Source organism: Vibrio sonorensis, from assembly GCF_001854765.1.
Lineage (GTDB): Bacteria > Pseudomonadota > Gammaproteobacteria > Enterobacterales > Vibrionaceae > Vibrio > Vibrio sonorensis.
In genome coordinates, this window is record NZ_LJJE01000002.1 from 244306 (window position 1) to 262011 (window position 17706).

Annotated in this window: 8 protein-coding genes and 5 pseudogenes; 5 read left to right on the forward strand and 8 right to left on the reverse strand. The window is 45.2% G+C overall.

Annotated elements, in window-relative coordinates; genetic code table 11:
• The first annotated feature begins 28 nt into the window (after positions 1-28).
• Entirely contained in the window at positions 29-913 is an 885-nt protein-coding gene (locus tag BLO31_RS01155) for an aldo/keto reductase (protein ID WP_070962501.1), read from the forward strand.
• 51 nt (positions 914-964) lie between these two features.
• Here the strand turns inward: BLO31_RS01155 and BLO31_RS01160 are convergent, their stop codons facing one another.
• Positions 965-1525: a gamma-glutamylcyclotransferase family protein gene (locus BLO31_RS01160; protein WP_070962502.1), complete on the reverse strand. Its 561-nt coding sequence runs from the start codon at positions 1523-1525 to the stop codon at positions 965-967.
• 264 nt (positions 1526-1789) lie between these two features.
• On the opposite strand from BLO31_RS01160, the pseudogene BLO31_RS01165 reads away from it, so the two are divergent.
• Positions 1790-2973 (forward strand): annotated as a pseudogene (locus BLO31_RS01165) (NnrS family protein).
• 47 nt (positions 2974-3020) lie between these two features.
• Here the strand turns inward: BLO31_RS01165 and glpD are convergent.
• The 6 genes and pseudogenes from glpD to BLO31_RS01195 form a co-directional block, all read right to left on the reverse strand.
• Positions 3021-4565: a glycerol-3-phosphate dehydrogenase gene (glpD, locus tag BLO31_RS01170; RefSeq protein WP_070962503.1), complete on the reverse strand. Its 1545-nt coding sequence runs from the start codon at positions 4563-4565 to the stop codon at positions 3021-3023.
• 167 nt (positions 4566-4732) lie between these two features.
• Positions 4733-5496: pseudogene (locus BLO31_RS01175) on the reverse strand (DeoR/GlpR family transcriptional regulator).
• A gap of 173 nt (positions 5497-5669) precedes the next feature.
• A pseudogene (glpK, locus tag BLO31_RS01180) lies at positions 5670-7186 on the reverse strand (glycerol kinase GlpK).
• 45 nt (positions 7187-7231) lie between these two features.
• A complete protein-coding gene (locus BLO31_RS01185; RefSeq protein ID WP_070962504.1) occupies positions 7232-8074 on the reverse strand; it encodes an MIP/aquaporin family protein in 843 nt (280 codons plus the stop codon).
• 430 nt (positions 8075-8504) lie between these two features.
• Positions 8505-9536, reverse strand: coding sequence for a 2,3,4,5-tetrahydropyridine-2,6-dicarboxylate N-succinyltransferase (gene dapD / locus BLO31_RS01190; RefSeq protein WP_070962505.1), 1032 nt, complete (start codon positions 9534-9536; stop codon positions 8505-8507).
• Between the two features lie 336 nt (positions 9537-9872).
• Complete coding sequence (locus BLO31_RS01195; RefSeq protein ID WP_070962506.1) at positions 9873-10481, reverse strand: peroxiredoxin C; 609 nt, start codon at positions 10479-10481, stop codon at positions 9873-9875.
• 191 nt (positions 10482-10672) lie between these two features.
• Between BLO31_RS01195 and BLO31_RS01200 the strand changes: the two are divergent.
• The 3 genes and pseudogenes from BLO31_RS01200 (at position 10673) to aceA (ending at position 15331) form a co-directional block, all read left to right on the forward strand.
• Positions 10673-11577: pseudogene (locus tag BLO31_RS01200) on the forward strand (hydrogen peroxide-inducible genes activator).
• A 699-nt stretch (positions 11578-12276) separates the two neighbouring features.
• A complete protein-coding gene (gene aceB / locus BLO31_RS01205) occupies positions 12277-13911 on the forward strand; it encodes a malate synthase A (protein WP_070962507.1) in 1635 nt (544 codons plus the stop codon).
• Positions 13912-14022: 111 nt separating this feature from the next.
• A pseudogene (gene aceA, locus BLO31_RS01210) lies at positions 14023-15331 on the forward strand (isocitrate lyase).
• Between the two features lie 402 nt (positions 15332-15733).
• Here the strand turns inward: aceA and BLO31_RS01215 are convergent.
• On the reverse strand, positions 15734-17674 hold the full coding sequence (locus BLO31_RS01215) for a HAMP domain-containing methyl-accepting chemotaxis protein (RefSeq protein ID WP_070962508.1): 1941 nt from the start codon (positions 17672-17674) through the stop codon (positions 15734-15736).
• Between the last annotated feature and the right edge of the window lie 32 nt (positions 17675-17706).

Sequence of the window (17706 nt, forward strand, 5' to 3'; positions counted from 1 at the left end):
AGCACGATCACATTAGGTAGGGTACATAATGAATAAATCACATCCGGTGTTTTCACCTGTTATTCAAGGCTATTGGCGAATGGCGGAATGGGGGATGACGACTCAACAGCAGCACGCATTTGTTAAGCAACATTTAGAGATGGGGATTACCACTGTCGACCATGCTCCGGTGTATGGCCCTGACTCAGCTTGTGAACGTATGTTTGGTGAAGTGCTATCGCTAGATCCCGCTTTGCGCGAGCAAATTGAAATCGTATCAAAATGCGGCATTTACCCTGGAAAAAATCCAAATGAAGTCGCTCATTACAACAGCAGTAAAGAAGCGATTCTGGCTTCGGTTGATCAATCACTTTCGCGCTTAAACACCGATCACCTTGATGTTCTTCTGCTGCATCGTCCCGATCTTCTCATGGATGCCGACGAAGCTGCAGAAGCATTCGAACTGCTATCTAAAGCTGGAAAAGTGAAGCACTTTGGCGTATCTAATTTCACGCCTTCTCAGTTTGATTTACTGCAATCAAGATTAGCTCAGGACCTGATCACTAACCAAGTTGAAGTGAACCCCGTTAACTTGAGTGTTACTGAAGATGGTACGCTTGATCAGTTACAAGAGTACAGAGTACAGCCAATGGCTTGGTCGTGTTTAGCTGGTGGTCGCCTTTTCAATGACACCAGTGAACAGATGAATCGCCTGCGCAAAACCTTATCTGAAGTCGCAGAAGAGCTAGGTGCTTCAAGCATTGATCAAGTGGTTTACGCTTGGGTGATGCGCATGCCTTCTAACCCGATCCCTATTATCGGTAGTGGTCAGATAGAGCGAGTTCAAGTAGCCGTTGATGCATTAGAGTTAACGATGAGTCATGAGCAGTGGTATCGCATTTGGGGTGCTTCCAAAGGCCACGGTGTCGCTTAACCTTATCGCTTCTAGCTAAACGACAGAGCCCTGCTCCTGTGGGGCTATCTTTTAACTTCTGGCCTCGGCAATCAGTGAGTCAATCTGATTGTGATGCGCCTCTGTAACACCTGCAAGATTGCCATATTTTGGCGAGTCTCGGTCGTCTTCCCAAGGGAAGTGCCAGCCCAAAGTATGTTCGACAAACTCTCTAGCAAAGGCTTCTGAAATTTCTAGACACCCAGCAAGAACCGTATCCACATAGGATTGCATTATTGGGCTAAGAGAGCAGGGTGGCTCTGGATCTTGCTTGATATAGACCCAAACCTCATCCTCTTCGGCAATGGTTTGACTGGTAGTCAGCTGTTCTGGTTTGATCAAAACTCTCTGGTATCCGCGTTCTCTACGGTCAAACTCCAGCAATCCAGCTTGGTCGACTTTTAACAAAACACCATTGACGCTCCCCTCTCCTCGGTTCACCACCAAAGGTGCGAGAATATAGCTGTCGTCAACCTTGCCCCAGTAGCGCATAAAGCCCTCTGCGACTGCGGTGACCGCATCTGAGGTTTGGCCTGTCAGGCGGCGAGATGCAGAATTGATTAAGCTACCGTAACCAAAGATAAAAATGCTCATTTTTTCTCCTGCCTATAAGGACACTCGTTTACTTAACGTTATCGATTTTGTCTTAAGAAGAAAAGAGAAGTTCCTATGATTTATAACTCTTTAATCTGATTGGATTCTCAATGACTCTATGTAGTCAATATAACATGATTATGTTGTGTTAAATTGACTCTATTTTATGCTGGTTTTTATTTAAGTTGTTGTATTTTAACAATTAATATTCTTGGCTTGGTTTGTGCAATAACTTGGTTTTGCAGATGATTTTCGGGTAACACCTTGCTCAATATTACAGATAAACGGATTGAAGAATCGATTCCTCCCTATTTGCGTTTAGGCTTTCGTCCTTTTTTTCTACTTGGCAGCGTCTATGCGCTACTGCGATTGTGATTTGGCTGTGGATGTTTCAAAACGGTCAACCAACCGTTTTGCAGGTCCCAGCTTTGTGGTGGCATGTCCACGAAATGTTGTTTGGTTTCTCTATGGCCATTGTTGTGGGCTTTGTTCTCACCGCCGTTCAAAACTGGACAGGTATCAATGGTACCAAACATCACAGGCTCGCGGTGTTGGTAGGCTTGTGGCTGGCAGTTCGGATCTGTTTTTGGTTACCTGTCCCCCTTTGGTTAACTTCTAGCTTGGAAGCGGTGTTTATCGCTCTGGTTGCCTACGAAGTCGGGTGGCGCGTAGTTAAAGCGAAAGGCTGGCGAAACTTGTTTTTTGTTCCGTTATTTTTAATCGCCATTATTGCCAATTTTGCTAGCTATGCGACGATTAAGGGTATGCCGCCATTTACTTCTTCAGCGGTTTGGCAAGCGATGCTGTGGTGGTTCGCCATTTTACTGACCGTGATGGGAGGTCGTGTTATCCCATTCTTTACTGCCCGTCGCTTTCAGTTTGAAAAACCTCAACCGATAGTCGTGGTTGAACTGTTTTCTGTCGTGCCATTATTAGCTCTGTTTATTCTCAGCTTCTTTCCTGCCACCATGGCCGAGTTGGGCGATAAATTGCTACTCGTCGGTGGTATTGCTCAGCTTTATCGCTGGTATCGTTGGAAACCTTGGACTACTAAAGGCGAGCCTTTGGTTTGGTCACTGCACCTAACTTATCTATGCTTGCCGTTAACTTTGCTGGGCAAAGGACTTTTTGACGATGCTTTTGCCAGTCACAATATGATCCACTTGTTCGCTTTAGGTGCTTTGTCTGGTTTGATCCTTTCAATGATTGCCAGAGTGACAATGGGTCATACGGGGCGAGCCATTTACGAGGGACCGAATATGGGCATTGCATTTGTTTTATTGTTGTCGGCCGCGTTGATTCGCAGTTTTGGTGTGGTGCTCTTTCCCGCTTATATGATGGAAATGATTACGGTGAGTGGGCTATTTTGGGTGATCGCTTTTGCTGTTTATGTTTGGCGTTTTGGCAAGATGTTGGTGACACCAAGAGTCGATGGACATCCCGGATAAAAAAGGGCGCGACGCGCCCTTTGAATCACCCTAGCAACTGAATGAGATTAACTCACCTTTGGAAAATTGATGACGTCACTGGGGTGACGGTGGTTTTTAATATATTCCGCCACGCGAGCTTGCTGATCTTGATTCAGATACAAGCCAATTTTGCTTCGTCTCCAAAGTAGATCTTCGGGCATTTTGACAAACTCGTGCTCAAGCATATAGTCCAACTCTTTCTGGTAAATGCCTTCACCAAAGCATTCACCAAGGTCGCTTGTAGTTTGTGCACCATCGAGAAGCTTGTGAGTGTTGGTACCAAATTGACAGACGTAGCGATGAGCTAGCGCGTGATCTATCCACGGGTAATCATTGACAATAGATTGCACGTACTGATCTCTGGTGCAGCTAAAGTTACCACCAGGTAGGCTTTGCTCAGCTGTCCACGGTTTCCCCATACCACGAAAGAAAGGTGAGAGCTTACTCATCGCTGCTTCGCCTAGTTTTCTATAGGTCGTCAACTTTCCACCAAAGATAGAGAGTAGAGGGGCTTGATCTAACTCTTGGTTCAACTCTAGAGTGTAGTCTCGGGTGATAGCTTGCGGTGAGTCAGACTCATCATCACATAGTGGACGGACACCGCTGTAATCCCAAACAACGTCTTCGCGTTTCAGCGTTTTCACGAAATGCTGATTAACAACGTCGATCAGGTAGTTGATCTCCGCTTCATCGATAGCGACGTCTCTAGGATCTCCTTTGTATTCAACGTCTGTAGTCCCAATAATTGAAAATTTGTCCAAGTAAGGGATGACAAAAACAATTCGGTTATCTTTGTTTTGTAGAATATAGGCTTGTGGTTCGTCGTGAACGCGAGGAACAACAATATGAGAGCCTTTGATCAACCGGATATTGCGAGGAGATAGCTCTTCCATACTGTCGTCAAAGAACTGTTTTACCCATGGTCCGGCGGCGTTGATAAGCGCGCGGGACTGGCGTTGAAAGGTAATACCCGTTATTTGATCTTTAAGAGTAACCTTCCACAAGCCGTTGCTTCGCACTGCATTGATAACCTTGCAATAGTTGGCCACTTCCGCCCCAGACTGCTTGGCCGCTTGAATATTGAGTAACACCAAACGCGCGTCGTCCACCCAGCAATCAGAGTATTCGAATCCTATTTTCATTTCAGGTTTGAGCAATCCAGATTGTGAAAGATTCACACTGTGGCTTGCTGGCAGAGTGGTTCGTTTGCCTAAATGGTCGTAAAGAAACAGTCCGCAGCGAATCATCCATGCGGGTCTTAGAAAAGAGCGATGAGGTAATCGAAAACGCATCGGTTGAGCGATATGGGGGGCCTTCTTTAGCAGTACTTCTCGTTCAGCAAGCGCTTCCGAAACTAAACGAAACTCGTAGTGTTCTAAGTAACGAAGACCGCCGTGGATCAGTTTTGAACTGGCAGAGGAGGTGGCCGAAGCGAAATCGCTAGCGTCATAAATACCGACTGAAAGTCCACGTCCAGAGGCATCAGCGGCAATACCTGCGCCGTTGATCCCACCGCCTACGATGATAATGTCGAGCACACGTTCAGACGTGTTTTTATTATGAATGTCCATAAGTAGCTAACCCTTATTGAGCGAACGAGCATTTTGGAAAGTGAATTAACTCTACATTAAGTTTCGTATCGGATCATCTTTTATTTTCGTTTGTGAGCGTTTGTGTGATTTGCACATAAAAAAACCTCCCTAATATAGAGAGGTTTTTCTAATCAATTAGAGGTGGGTTAATTAGCGACTTCTACCGGGATCTGGTTTTCAGTTAGAATCGCTTGGATTTCTTCAGGCGGAGTTTGATCGGTAAACAGTGTATGGATTTGATTAATACTGCCGAGTTTGACCATGGCGTTACGGCCAAATTTAGAGTGATCGGCCGCTAAAAACACGCTGCGGCTATTTTCTATTATGGCTTGTTTAACTCTTACTTCGTGATAATCAAAGTCAAGCAGAGAGCCGTCGTAGTCTATACCACTAATACCCAATATGCCGAAGTCGAGCCTAAACTGTTTTATAAAGTCGAGAGTGGCCTCTCCGACGATACCACCGTCGCGATCTCTCACTTCTCCTCCAGCCAGAATCACTTTAATTTCTGGGTTAGGAAGTAATATAGTCGCTACATTGAGGTTATTGGTGACGACGCGCAACTGCTTGTGTTCTTTACCTAGTGCTCTGGCGACAGCTCCGGCGTAGTACCAATATCGACAAACAGAGTTGCGCCATCTGGAATGTGCTTCACTAGCTCTTCAGCAATGAGGTCTTTCTGATCAAGGTTATGAGTTTTACGTGTGGTGTAAGAGGTGTTTTCTGAGCTCAATGGCACGGTTGCACCACCGTGATAACGACGAATTTTGTTCTCATCGGCTAACTCATTTAGATCTCTTCTAATGGTTTGTGGACTGACGTTGAACTTTTCAACAAGCTCATCAGTACTTACATACCCTTGCTTTTTCACCAACTCAACAATTTGCTGATGCCTTGGAATTTGCTTCACGTATTACTCCCTGTTGCGTCCCTGTCACAATAGATTTGATATCAATTTCAAGGGATCATTGTCTATTAAAAACAGCTATTGTAGAAGGGGAAAGCAAGTTTAATGAGCTTAAAAACGCAAAAAGAGCGTTCGGGGAACGCTCTTTTGCTCATTCTTAATAAAAAATACTGAGGCTAATCTTCGCTATCGCGCAGTTCTGCCCAAGTTTGTGCGCATTTTACTGCTCGTTTCCACCCCTTGTAGCGACGGTGGCGTTTCTCTTCGTCGTGATGTGGAATAAAGGAGCGATCAATTTCAGCTTTGTCTTTTAGCTCATCGAGGCTGTCCCAGAACCCTACGGCCAATCCAGCTAAGTATGCGGCACCGAGAGCCGTCACTTCGGTTACCGTAGGACGGTGAACTTCGGTATCTAACACATCTGCTTGGAACTGCATCAAGAAGTTGTTGGCGACCGCACCACCGTCGACACGAAGGGCTGAGAGCTTAATTTCAGAGTCTGCTTGCATTGCATCAAGAACATCTCGGGTTTGATAAGCAATACCTTCTAGCGTCGCACGGATAATGTGATTGGAGTTGACGCCACGAGTGAGTCCAACTATGGTGCCGCGAGCATAGGCGTCCCAATAGGGAGCCCGAGACCAGTAAACGCGGGAACGACGTAAACGCCATTGGATGAGTCGACTTTGGTGGCAAAATACTCTGAGTCTTTTGCATCGGCGAGTAGCTTCATTTCATCTCTTAACCACTGGATAGAAGCGCCTCCCATAAAGACCGCGCCTTCTAGAGCGTAGGCTGGTTCACCTTTTTCGCCGCAGGCAAGGGTAGTCAGCAAGCCATGAGTCGAAGCCACTTTTTCCTGACCAGTGTTCATTAATAGGAAACAGCCAGTACCATAAGTGTTTTTTGCTTGGCCGGGTTGCACACACATCTGACCAAAGAGCGCAGCTTGTTGGTCACCCGCAATTCCTGCAATCGGGATTCGAGTACCGCCTTTACCACCGATGTTTGTCTGGCCGTAAATCTCAGATGAACGCTTAACTTCTGGCATCATTGACACAGGAATGTCGAGTGCTTTTAGTAGCTTCTCATCCCAACGCATGTCATTGATATTAAATAGCATAGTTCGAGATGCGTTGGTGTAATCAGTAACGTGAACACGTCCTTGAGTCATCTTCCACACAAGCCAAGTATCAACCGTACCAAACAATAGTTTTCCCGCTTTGGCATCTTCACGAGCACCTTCAACATTGTCCAATATCCATTTTACTTTGGTTCCAGAAAAGTATGGATCGAGAAGTAGACCAGTGTTTTCTTTTACGTATTCCTCTAGGCCTTGGGATTTTAGCTCATCACATATCGCCGCCGTACGGCGACACTGCCAGACAATAGCGTTGTATACGGGTTTTCCCGTTTCTTTGTTCCAGACAATGGTGGTTTCACGTTGATTGGTAATGCCGATAGCCGCGACTTGGTCGCTGCGGATCCCCGATTTACCTAGCACCTCTACCAAGGTAGAGCTTTGAGTGGCATAGATTTCCATTGGGTCGTGCTCTACCCAGCCTGCTTGAGGATAAATTTGCGTGAACTCGCGTTGCGATACGCTGACGATGTTTGCGTCACGGTCCAGTACAACTGCTCTAGAGCTTGTCGTGCCTTGGTCTAAGGCGACAATATACTTTTGCTCATTCATATTTAAGTCCTTTGAATTCGTTATTGTAATTTTAGTTGTTCGCGCTTAAGCACGAGCTTCTTTTGTCGCGCTTTCTTGCGGTGACGCGCTCTTTTCTTCAGGGATTGGCAGGTATGGGGCGATGACCTTGGGGTATAACCATCCACCAAAACACGCACCAGCGATAGGCGCGAGTATAGGGACGATAAAGTAAGGAATATCGCGAGCACCAGACAGGGCATAGTCCCAACCGGCGAAGTAAGTAAAAAGCTTAGGGCCAAAGTCACGAGCTGGGTTCATTGCGAAACCTGTTAACGGACCTAGAGAGCCGCCTATGACGGCAATAAGAATGCCGATCAACAGTGGTGCCATAGCGCCTTTTGGCGCGCCGTTTTTGTCATCTGTTAGCGCTAATATGGCAAACATTAATACCGCAGTAATGACAAACTCAACGGCAAATGCACCGAAGAAAGAGAGGGAAGGATTTGGATACGTAGAAAAAATGCCAGCGGTCGCGAGTCCATCTTTGCTTCCACGAACAAGGTTATGTGCTATTTCATAGTCGGTGAAAAGATTGCTGTATAGCGCGTATACCAAAGCCGCCGCACCAAATGCGCCCAATAGCTGGCTGATGATATAAGGGAGTACTTTTGCCTTGTCGAAACCGTGAAATAAAGCGAGCGATATGGTTACTGCGGGGTTGATATGAGCACCGGAAACACCAGCAGTACAGTAGATAGCAATGGCTACTCCAAAGCCCCACATAATGCTGATTTCCCATTGCCCAAATTGAGCTCCGGCGAGAACTAAAGCTGCAACACAGCCGACGCCAAAGAATATCAGTAGTCCAGTACCAATAAACTCAGCAAGGCACTGGCCGAACAGAGTAGGTTGTTTGTATGTCGTCATGGTAAGAGTCCTTTTGAGATTAATATGCCGATATTATTGTTTTGTGGCACGTCGTGAATTGTGCATATTTATCTTTGTTCGAAAACAAACAAACAACAAAAATGAGCGTTCGAGCATGAAAATGACGAATTTTTCGTATCTATTTTGTTAAATGTACCAGTAAATGAACATTTTTACTTGTTTTTCGAACTAGCCCTTTAGGGGAAAGGAACAGGGGGTGATCATTGGAACTGACTTTTTTATTAAGCTTATGTAATTGTTGGCTTAATTTATTTTTTTTGCTGTAAGTTTGTTGCTTAAGTGTGAGGTGGGTAAGTGGTAGTGGATAGGCATTTTAAATGACTGGTTAGACCGAAATGCTCACGGCCTACTTGTTAACCAAAAAAGCCCCACCTAATAGGCAGGGCTTAAGCAATTTTGAAAACCGCGATTAGTTGTTGCTGTGTAGTTCGCTGTTTAGCTCGACTGCAGTTTTGTTAGCGAGACATTCGATCTGGCCAGTTACTGAGTTGCGGCGGAATAGAAGATCAGATACGCCTGCAAGGTCACGCGCTTTCACTACTTCAACTTCTTTACCTTCAGAATCTAGCATACGTACTTTAGAACCCGCGGTAACATAAAGACCAGATTCAACGGTACAGCGGTCACCTAGTGGGAAACCAAGACCAGCGTTCGCACCTAGAAGCGAGTTTTCACCAATAGAAACAACAACAGTACCGCCACCAGATAGCGTACCCATGATAGAAGCACCACCGCCAATATCAGAGCCATCACCAACGACCACACCAGCAGAAATACGACCTTCAACCATGCTTACACCCGTTGTACCGGCGTTGAAGTTGATAAAGCCTTCGTGCATAACAGTTGTGCCTTCGCCAACGTGAGCACCAAGACGAACACGAGAAGTATCAGCGATACGAACACCTGCTGGTACGACGTAATCAACCATTTTAGGGAACTTGTCTACGCAGTCTACGCTTAGAGCACGGCCTGCTAGTCGCGCTTCGATTTGACGGTCGGCTAGCTCAGGCAGATCGATTGGACCTTCGTTTGTCCAAGCAATGTTGTGCAACAGACCAAAGATGCCGTCTAGTACCGTGCCGTGTGGTTGAACTAGACGGTTAGAGATAAGCTGAAGCTTAAGGAAACCTTCTGCAACTGATGTTGGTTTCTCATCTGTTGCAAGAACCACAAGAACAAGTGGTTGCTGAGAAGCGGCCGCTTTTTCTGCAAAAGAAGCGTTAGCGGTATCGCGGTTAGCGGCGAAAACTTTTGCCAGTTCAGCGCTTTGCTCAGCCGTTACTTCAACCGCTTGATTACCTTGTTGGTAATCGCTTACTTCCGCCAAAGCCGCTACAAGTTCATCACTTGGATTTAAAACAGGGTTAGGGAAAAATGCTTCGATGATTTTTCCATCACGGTTTTTGGTTGCCGTACCAAAGGCTAAAGAAAAGTGAGCCATAGTTATCTCCATTTAAAAGCGTTTTTACTACCTCAGCGTGAAATCTCATCTGGGTAATACTGTATTTGAATTGTTATCCATCATAATGAGACAGATGTCGACTTTAAAGAGCGAGAATTGAGAAAGTCTGTAAGCCGATATTTATTGTCTTTTTAGCGATATATGCCTAGTGGGCGTCAATACAACCTCAATGTCTTATCAAAAAAAAGCCCGAAGTGAACTTCGGGCTTTTTGCTTAAGACTTTACTTTTAACTGATTGGCGCGGCGCTTTTGCGCTCTATATGCTTTATTTGTCCAACCATTAACCCCGTTTGAGCGGCGGGGGTTAAAAGTGATTACTTAGAAAGGTCTTCTGCGTGCTCAGATAGGAACGCTGCAACACCTTTTGGAGATGCGTCCATACCTGCTTTACCTTCTTCCCACTGTGCAGGACATACTTCGCCGTGCTCTTGGTGGAAGTTTAGTGCGTCTACCATGCGTAGCATTTCATCGATGTTACGGCCTAGTGGTAGGTCGTTAACTACTTGGTGACGTACAAGACCGTCTTCGTCGATTAGGAAAGAACCGCGGAAAGCAACGCCTGCTTCTGGGTGCTCTACGTCGTACGCTTTGCAGATTTCGTGTTTAACGTCTGCAACTAGAGGGTATTTAACTTGACCGATACCGCCGTTCTCAACAGCAGTGTTACGCCATGCGTTGTGAGAGAACTGAGAATCGATAGAAACGCCGATTACTTCTACGCCTTTCGCTTTGAAGTCTTCGAAACGGTTGTCGAATGCGATTAGCTCAGATGGGCAAACGAATGTGAAGTCTAGTGGGTAGAAGAATACAACTGCTTTCTTACCTTTTGTAAACTCTGCAAAGTTGAAGTTATCAACGATTTCACCGTTACCTAGTACTGCTGCAGCAGTAAAATCAGGGGCTTGACGACCTACTAGTACCATTTTTGTTGCTCCTAAAAGTGTATGGTTAGTTCCAAGCAATTATCTATTTATTAAGCTTGGTCCGTGTTTGTACGAGACAAACTATAGTACAAATTGTAGTATGTAAAAAAGCGAATTAAATAGATTAAGTTAATCGAAAAAAGCGATAACAAATCTGGATCCCCATTCTTGCCTCATTTGTCGATATTACTATGAATAAATGGCCTAGCTTAAGCAGTTACATTATTTAGTCACCCTACATGAAACGCGTCACTTCAGCGAAGCTGCGGAAAAGTGTTTTGTTAGTCAATCCACTTTGAGTAAAGGAATTCAGAACCTTGAAGAGTTAGTTGGATGTCCCCTTTATGAAAAGAAAGACAAAAAAAGCCCCTTGGTGTTTACCCAAGCTGGCGAGCTGATCGTGCAACACGGCAGAGAACTGTTGGCCAAAGGACAAGACATCGTTGAGTTGGGCAAGCTGTGCCAAGGTGGTGAAATGCAAGGGCAGCTAAGGCTTGGGTGTATCCCGACTATTGCCCCATTTTTGCTTTGCGATCTCGTTCAAGAGGTCAATAGCCGTTTTCCTCAGTTGAACCTATTGTTGAGAGAGGACACTACAACCAATCTTCTCGCGGCTTTGCGACATGGTGAGCTGGATGTTCTTATATTGGCGCTACCTGTAGAAATAGAAGGAATGGACAGCCAAGTCGTTGGTCAAGATCCGTTTAAGATGGTGATCAGTCGCAATCAGGCCGACGCTATCCGCGTTCCTATTAAATATGACGACCTTCCAGATGAGTCGGTATTTTTGTTGGAGAAGGAGCACTGCCTTACCGAACATGCGGTATCGGCTTGTAAGTTGACCGACAAAGAAAAGATTAATCCTTTTACTGCCACAAGCTTGCATACTTTGGTTCAAATGGTCGCTAATGGCTTGGGGACCACCTTTATTCCTCAAATGGCCATCGAACACGGCTTGCTAGACAATCAAAATTTGGTGGTTGTAGAGCCGCCGGGTCAGGCCGCGTATCGAAATATCGGGCTGGTCTGGAGGCCAAGCTCATCGAGAGTGAGCACTTTTAAGCAGTTGGCCGATCTTGTGTCGGAGCTGCTTTAATTGGTAGGTATAACCGCCACAATAGGTGTAGTAAATAGCTTTTTCCGATTGTGAAAAAGCCTATTTTTTACCCTAGACCCAAGTCGTAGGCAGAATGCTCTGTTTTTAACTGGTCTAAAAGTCTAAATTAGCACGGTTTGGCGGTATTTTATTCTGCTGGTAAACTTTAACTTGTAAAATTTTACAAGGATATCTAGAAGAAGCTTTCATAAAATTGTGAAACTTCACAATGTAAATTTTACTGATTTCTCCTCACACTCATCTCTTATACTCAATTTGTAACATACTGTTGTGCAAAGATTGAGCGCTAAATCTGTTTAGAAATACCCACAAAACCGAGTTCGTTATTGGCGAATTTTATCAAAAACATTTGTAATTAAATTACGTAACTGCTTACGGGTTTTTGTGCTGAATAGGGTCTGATAGGGTTGCGGAATAAAACTTTGAATTTTACTTTTTGTCTTGTTTTGAACTTTTACTCTACCGCTTTAGTGTGTAGATTTAATAAGGCTTCGTTAAGACTTATGTCTAGATTGTTCTCACGTTGGATTTGAGTGAAAGTAGAGTGGTAAGTACGAAGTCTAGATAAGCGGCCTTAATTATAAATGCCACCGTTACGTGGTTTAATACTTACAAATGTAATTATTTAGCTAATTGAATCAGATAAAGTTTCTGAGCCAGTGTTCAAGGAAGAGAATGATGCTTGCATATACACCAGACAAAAATTTCACCGCAGAAGCCCAAGAAACTCAAAGCAAGTTGAACGTCACTACGACGCTTTCAAAGCAACATCAAGCAATATTCCCTGTGGAAGCCCAAACCTTTTTGTCATTACTTTGCAGCAAGTTTAGCGAAGAAGTAGAGACACTTCTTGAGCAAAGGGAACAAAAGCAAGCACGAATTGATAACGGTGATCTACCGGACTTTTTGCCAGAGACAGAGGACATTCGCGAAGGGAGTTGGAAAATTCTTGGAATTCCTGAGGATTTACAAGATCGCCGAGTTGAAATCACTGGGCCTACCGATAGGAAAATGGTGATCAATGCACTTAACGCCAACGTTAAAGTGTTTATGGCAGATTTTGAAGACTCAATGTCTCCTGCATGGGAAAAGGTACTTGATGGACAAGTGAATCTTCGCGATGCGAATCTAGGAACCATCAGCTATACCAATGAATCCAATGGCAAGCACTATCAATTGGATCCCAATCCGGCGGTGTTGATCTGCCGTGTTAGAGGTCTACACCTTAAAGAGAAGCACGTTACCTTTAACGGTCAAATTATCCCCGGAGCACTGTTTGATTTTGCGCTCTACTTCTACAACAACTACAAAACACTGTTGAGCAAAGGAAGTGGACCTTATTTTTATCTTCCCAAGCTGCAATCTCACAAAGAAGCCCAGTGGTGGAGCAAGGTGTTTCATTTTACCGAAGATTATTTCGGGCTTGATACTGGAACTATCAAAGCGACGGTACTGATTGAGACGCTTCCCGCAGTCTTTGAGATGGATGAGATCTTATTTTCTCTTAAGGAGCATATTGTCGGTCTGAACTGCGGCCGCTGGGATTACATATTTAGTTATATCAAAACGCTGAAAAAGCATTCGGATCGAATACTGCCAGATCGCCAAGTCGTTACTATGGACAAGCCATTTTTGAATGCTTATTCGAGGTTGTTGGTACGCACTTGTCACAAGCGTGGTGCATTTGCCATGGGGGGGATGGCGGCCTTTATTCCCGCTAAGGACCCAACAGAAAATCAACAGGTCCTAGAAAAAATTCACAAAGATAAATCACTGGAAGCAAACAATGGCCACGATGGTACTTGGGTGGCGCACCCCGGTTTAGCCGATACCGCCATGGAAGTGTTTAGCAAAGTACTCGGTGAGCGCCGCAATCAGCTGGAAATAAGCCGAGAGGAAGATGCGCCAGTTACCGCCAAGGAGTTATTGGAAACTTGTGGCGGTGAAAGAACGGAACAAGGGATGCGTCACAATATTCGCGTCGCCCTTCAATATATCGAAGCTTGGATCTCAGGCAACGGCTGCGTCCCTATTTACGGTTTAATGGAAGATGCCGCGACAGCAGAAATTTCTCGCGCATCGATTTGGCAATGGATTCAGCATCAAAAAACCTTGGACAACGGTGAAACTGTCACCAAGGGCTTGTTTGAGCAATATCTAGCCGAAGAGATAAAGGTTGTTGAGCAAGAGGTCGGAAGCGAACGGTTCCAATCTGGTCGCTATGGGGAAGCGGCAAAATTAATGGCGTCATTAACGACTAGCGATGAATTAACAAATTTCTTAACCGTACCGGGTTATGAGTATTTAGATTAACTAGGCCCAAGGCCATCAATACGTGAAATGAACTCAAGCGTAGAGCCAGTTGTACTACAAAGAGAAGGAAAAACAATGCGGTAACGCATTCATTATAAGAGGGATAGACCAATGACTTTAACTCGTCGTCAACAAATTGAAGCTCTGGAAAAAGACTGGGCAACGAACCCGCGCTGGAAACAGGTTAAACGACCTTATACTGCTGAAGAAGTCGTCGAACTACGCGGCTCTATGGTTCCTGCTAACACAATTGCACAACGCGGTGCAGATAAGCTTTGGTCTTTGGTCAACGGCAGCTCGAAAAAGGGTTACGTAAACTGTCTGGGTGCACTAACTGGTGGTCAGGCGGTACAGCAAGCAAAAGCAGGCATTGAAGCGATTTATTTGTCAGGCTGGCAGGTTGCAGCAGACAACAACACGGCTTCAACCATGTATCCAGACCAGTCTCTATACCAGTAGATTCGGTTCCAGCAGTAGTCAAACGCATCAATAACTCGTTCCGACGCGCGGACCAAATCCAGTGGCTGCGGGTAAAACGCCTGAAGATGAAGGTGGTATTGACTATTTCCTACCAATCGTCGCAGATGCTGAAGCAGGCTTTGGTGGCGTACTCAACGCTTATGAGCTAATGAAGTCGATGATCGACGCAGGTGCGGCTGGTGTTCACTTCGAAGACCAACTCGCTTCGGTGAAAAAATGTGGTCATATGGGTGGCAAAGTATTAGTACCTACTCAAGAGGCGGTGCAAAAACTGGTTGCGGCTCGATTAGCGGCTGACGTCGCCGGCACCACAACACTGGTGATTGCGCGTACAGATGCAAATGCTGCCGACCTGCTGACTTCTGATTGCGACCCGTATGACAAGGACTTTATTGTTGGTGAGCGTACTGCAGAAGGTTTCTATCGCGTACGTGCGGGTATTGACCAAGCGATTTCACGTGGTTTGGCCTACGCTCCATATGCAGATTTGATCTGGTGTGAGACAGCTACACCTTGTTTGGAAGAAGCTCGCAAGTTTGCCGAAGCGATTCACGCCGAATACCCAGACCAGCTACTGGCATATAACTGTTCTCCTTCATTTAACTGGGAGAAAAACTTGGATGCAGAAACCATTGCTAAGTTCCAACAGGAGCTTGCAAATATGGGTTACAAATACCAGTTCATCACACTTGCTGGCATTCACAACATGTGGTTCAACATGTTTGAATTAGCACATGCTTATGCGCAAGGTGAGGGTATGCGCCACTATGTTGAAAAAGTTCAGCGTCCAGAGTTTGAAGCTGCAGAGAAGGGCTATACTTTTGTGGCTCACCAACAAGAGGTGGGTACGGGATATTTTGACCGTATGACCAACACGATTCAAGGTGGAAATTCTTCGGTTACAGCTTTGACAGGCTCAACGGAAGAAGATCAATTTTAGGCATTTATTTCACTATTTGACATGCATTTGAGCGGCTTAGGCCGCTCTTTTTTTATTTGCGGTTTATCGTGGCAGAGGGCACTAATCTTCAAGGGATAAGTAATAAGGCTGATGGTTTACCACTCTGATTAATGGATCAGTTCGATGCTGCGTGAGAGGTGATGGAATATCAGTTGCTAATTTGGGTGCAATGGCGTGGTAAAACTTATCGCAGCTTATTTAACACGACAGAGGACAAGTAAAATCTAAGCAGAAAGCAGAAAGCAGAAAGCAGAAAGCAGAAAGCAGAAAGCAGAAAAGGGTATAAGGTAGAAATTTGAAGGTTGAAGGTTGAAGAAGGGCTCGGCTTTCTAGCAGCAACAAAAAAGGGAGCTAGGCTCCCTTTTTACACTACTCTGGAACTTATAGACGGAAGAAAGCCAGTAGTTTTTTCTGCTCATTAGCTAGGTTGGCTAGCTCTTCACTGGCTTGTTTACTTTCTTGAATACCCGTTACGTTTTCGTTGACCAGATCAAAGGTCATTGAGACGTTTTCAGAGATATCTTGTGTTACGCCAGATTGCTCTTCAGACGCCGTGGCGACTTGGGTGTTCATATCAGAAATCTCAGTTACCGAACGAGCAATTTCAGTAAAGGAGTTACTGAGTTTATCGCTCATCTGGCGAGAGTCTTCAACCAGTAAGGTATTGTTTTGCATGTACTCGTTGGCTTGTGTAGCCTGAGATTGGAGCTTGGAAATAATTTCCTGAATATCAATCGTAGATTGCTGAGTTTTCGCTGCTAGTGAGCGAACCTCATCGGCTACGACAGCAAAGCCTCGACCTTGTTCACCAGCGCGAGCGGCCTCAATAGCAGCGTTAAGAGCCAGTAAGTTAGTTTGCTCTGAAATACCGTTGATCACTTCGACGACAGTACCGATTTCGGTCGAGTAGTTGTTGAGTTGTTCAACGATGTGTGAAGTCTCTTGAACTGAATCATCGATTTTCGCTGCAATAGTATCTGCTGAAGCGAGTGCATCTTGTCCATCAGATACATTGGTGGTTGCTGCGTTTGCCGCTTGCTCAGCACCAGAAGCATTTTGACTCACCTCAGAGGCGGTACTAGAGAGTTCATTGATTGCCGTTGCAATCTGTTCAACCTGACTGAGCTCTTTTTGCGCATTTGATTCAGCTTGCTTCATCGTACGTGTCATGGACACCGAAGAGTCACTAACGCGATCGGAAATCTGGTGGAAGCCCTCGATGATTTTTCTAAGCTCTGTACGCATTTGAATCGTATTTTTGTAGATCCCCGACTCTTTGCCCGTCTCTTCTTGGCGAACCGTTAGGTCACCCTGAGAAATCTGGCTAACGATAGTGGCAATTTCCGACGGTTCACCACCTACAACGCTAAGTACACTGCGATAGATAAAGAAGGCAATGGCAATGGCCATCAATACCGCGACACTCGACAACAGAAGAATAACTGTCATCGCGCCATCCAATCTCTGTACCATTTGTGGGCCAAGAGTATCTTGCTGGCGTTTAACCATCAGCTTGGTCTGTTCGATCGATTCAGCGACTTGTGCACCAATCACGTCAAGCTGTCCACTGATGATCTTGTTTCTCGCCAGAATGGTGTCTACCACCTGAGAGAAGGTACTTTGATAAATACCAAAGGCCTTTTCAAACTGCTGGAACTGAGCCTTGTTATTTGAGCTTTGCAGATAAGATTTTAATGTCGTCGCTCTGTCTTTGACTGCTCGGAACTCGACACGCGCTCGGTCTGCGTCGGACTTTTCATTGCTCACCAAGAATTTAGCGGCATACAAGCGAGCTAGAAGAATACTCTCTTGCAAATTACCCGAATAGACGGTGACGTTTAAATCTCCGCTTTGATATGCAGACTGCATAAGGTCCGTGATGGATTTTCGCATCGCCAAACCATTTGGATCTAGCTGATCCAAAACGAGTTGATTGCGTGCATCAATGAGATCGACCACCTTGTTAAAGTTGTCACCATAGCTGACCAAATTGTCCCTCATTTCTTTGAAGGCAGTCAGTTGAGCCTCGCTGTGGTTTTGCTCCATTAGCTCGTCTAGCAACTCGATACTCAAGCTCAAACGCTCTTCGAGCACCTGTTTGCTATCATCGGACTTTTTCTTGATGTACTTATTGGCGGCAAGTCGAGCTTCAAGAATGTTCGCTTGAACTCGTCCCGCACCTACGTTAGCGAGTGCTAACCTTCGATAATCGTTGAACCCCTCGTTAGTCGCGCTGAATCTCAAATAAGAAATGGTTGATGTAACCAGCAGCAATAAAATGACTAACCCAAATCCCAAAGTAAGCTTTTGCTTCAAACTCATAGTCTAAATTCCCAGTATAAACTTATAAGCCT

Bases quoted from the DNA above. Each gene is read 5' to 3' on its own strand.
- aceB (WP_070962507.1), top strand. From the start codon at position 12,277: ATGCTTGCATATACACCAGACAAAAATTTCACCGCAGAAGCCCAAGAA.
- BLO31_RS01160 (WP_070962502.1), bottom strand. From the start codon at position 1,525: ATGAGCATTTTTATCTTTGGTTACGGTAGCTTAATCAATTCTGCATCT.
- glpD (WP_070962503.1), bottom strand. From the start codon at position 4,565: ATGGACATTCATAATAAAAACACGTCTGAACGTGTGCTCGACATTATC.
- dapD (WP_070962505.1), bottom strand. From the start codon at position 9,536: ATGGCTCACTTTTCTTTAGCCTTTGGTACGGCAACCAAAAACCGTGAT.
- BLO31_RS01155 (WP_070962501.1), top strand. From the start codon at position 29: ATGAATAAATCACATCCGGTGTTTTCACCTGTTATTCAAGGCTATTGG.
- BLO31_RS01195 (WP_070962506.1), bottom strand. From the start codon at position 10,481: ATGGTACTAGTAGGTCGTCAAGCCCCTGATTTTACTGCTGCAGCAGTA.
- BLO31_RS01215 (WP_070962508.1), bottom strand. From the start codon at position 17,674: ATGAGTTTGAAGCAAAAGCTTACTTTGGGATTTGGGTTAGTCATTTTA.
- BLO31_RS01185 (WP_070962504.1), bottom strand. From the start codon at position 8,074: ATGACGACATACAAACAACCTACTCTGTTCGGCCAGTGCCTTGCTGAG.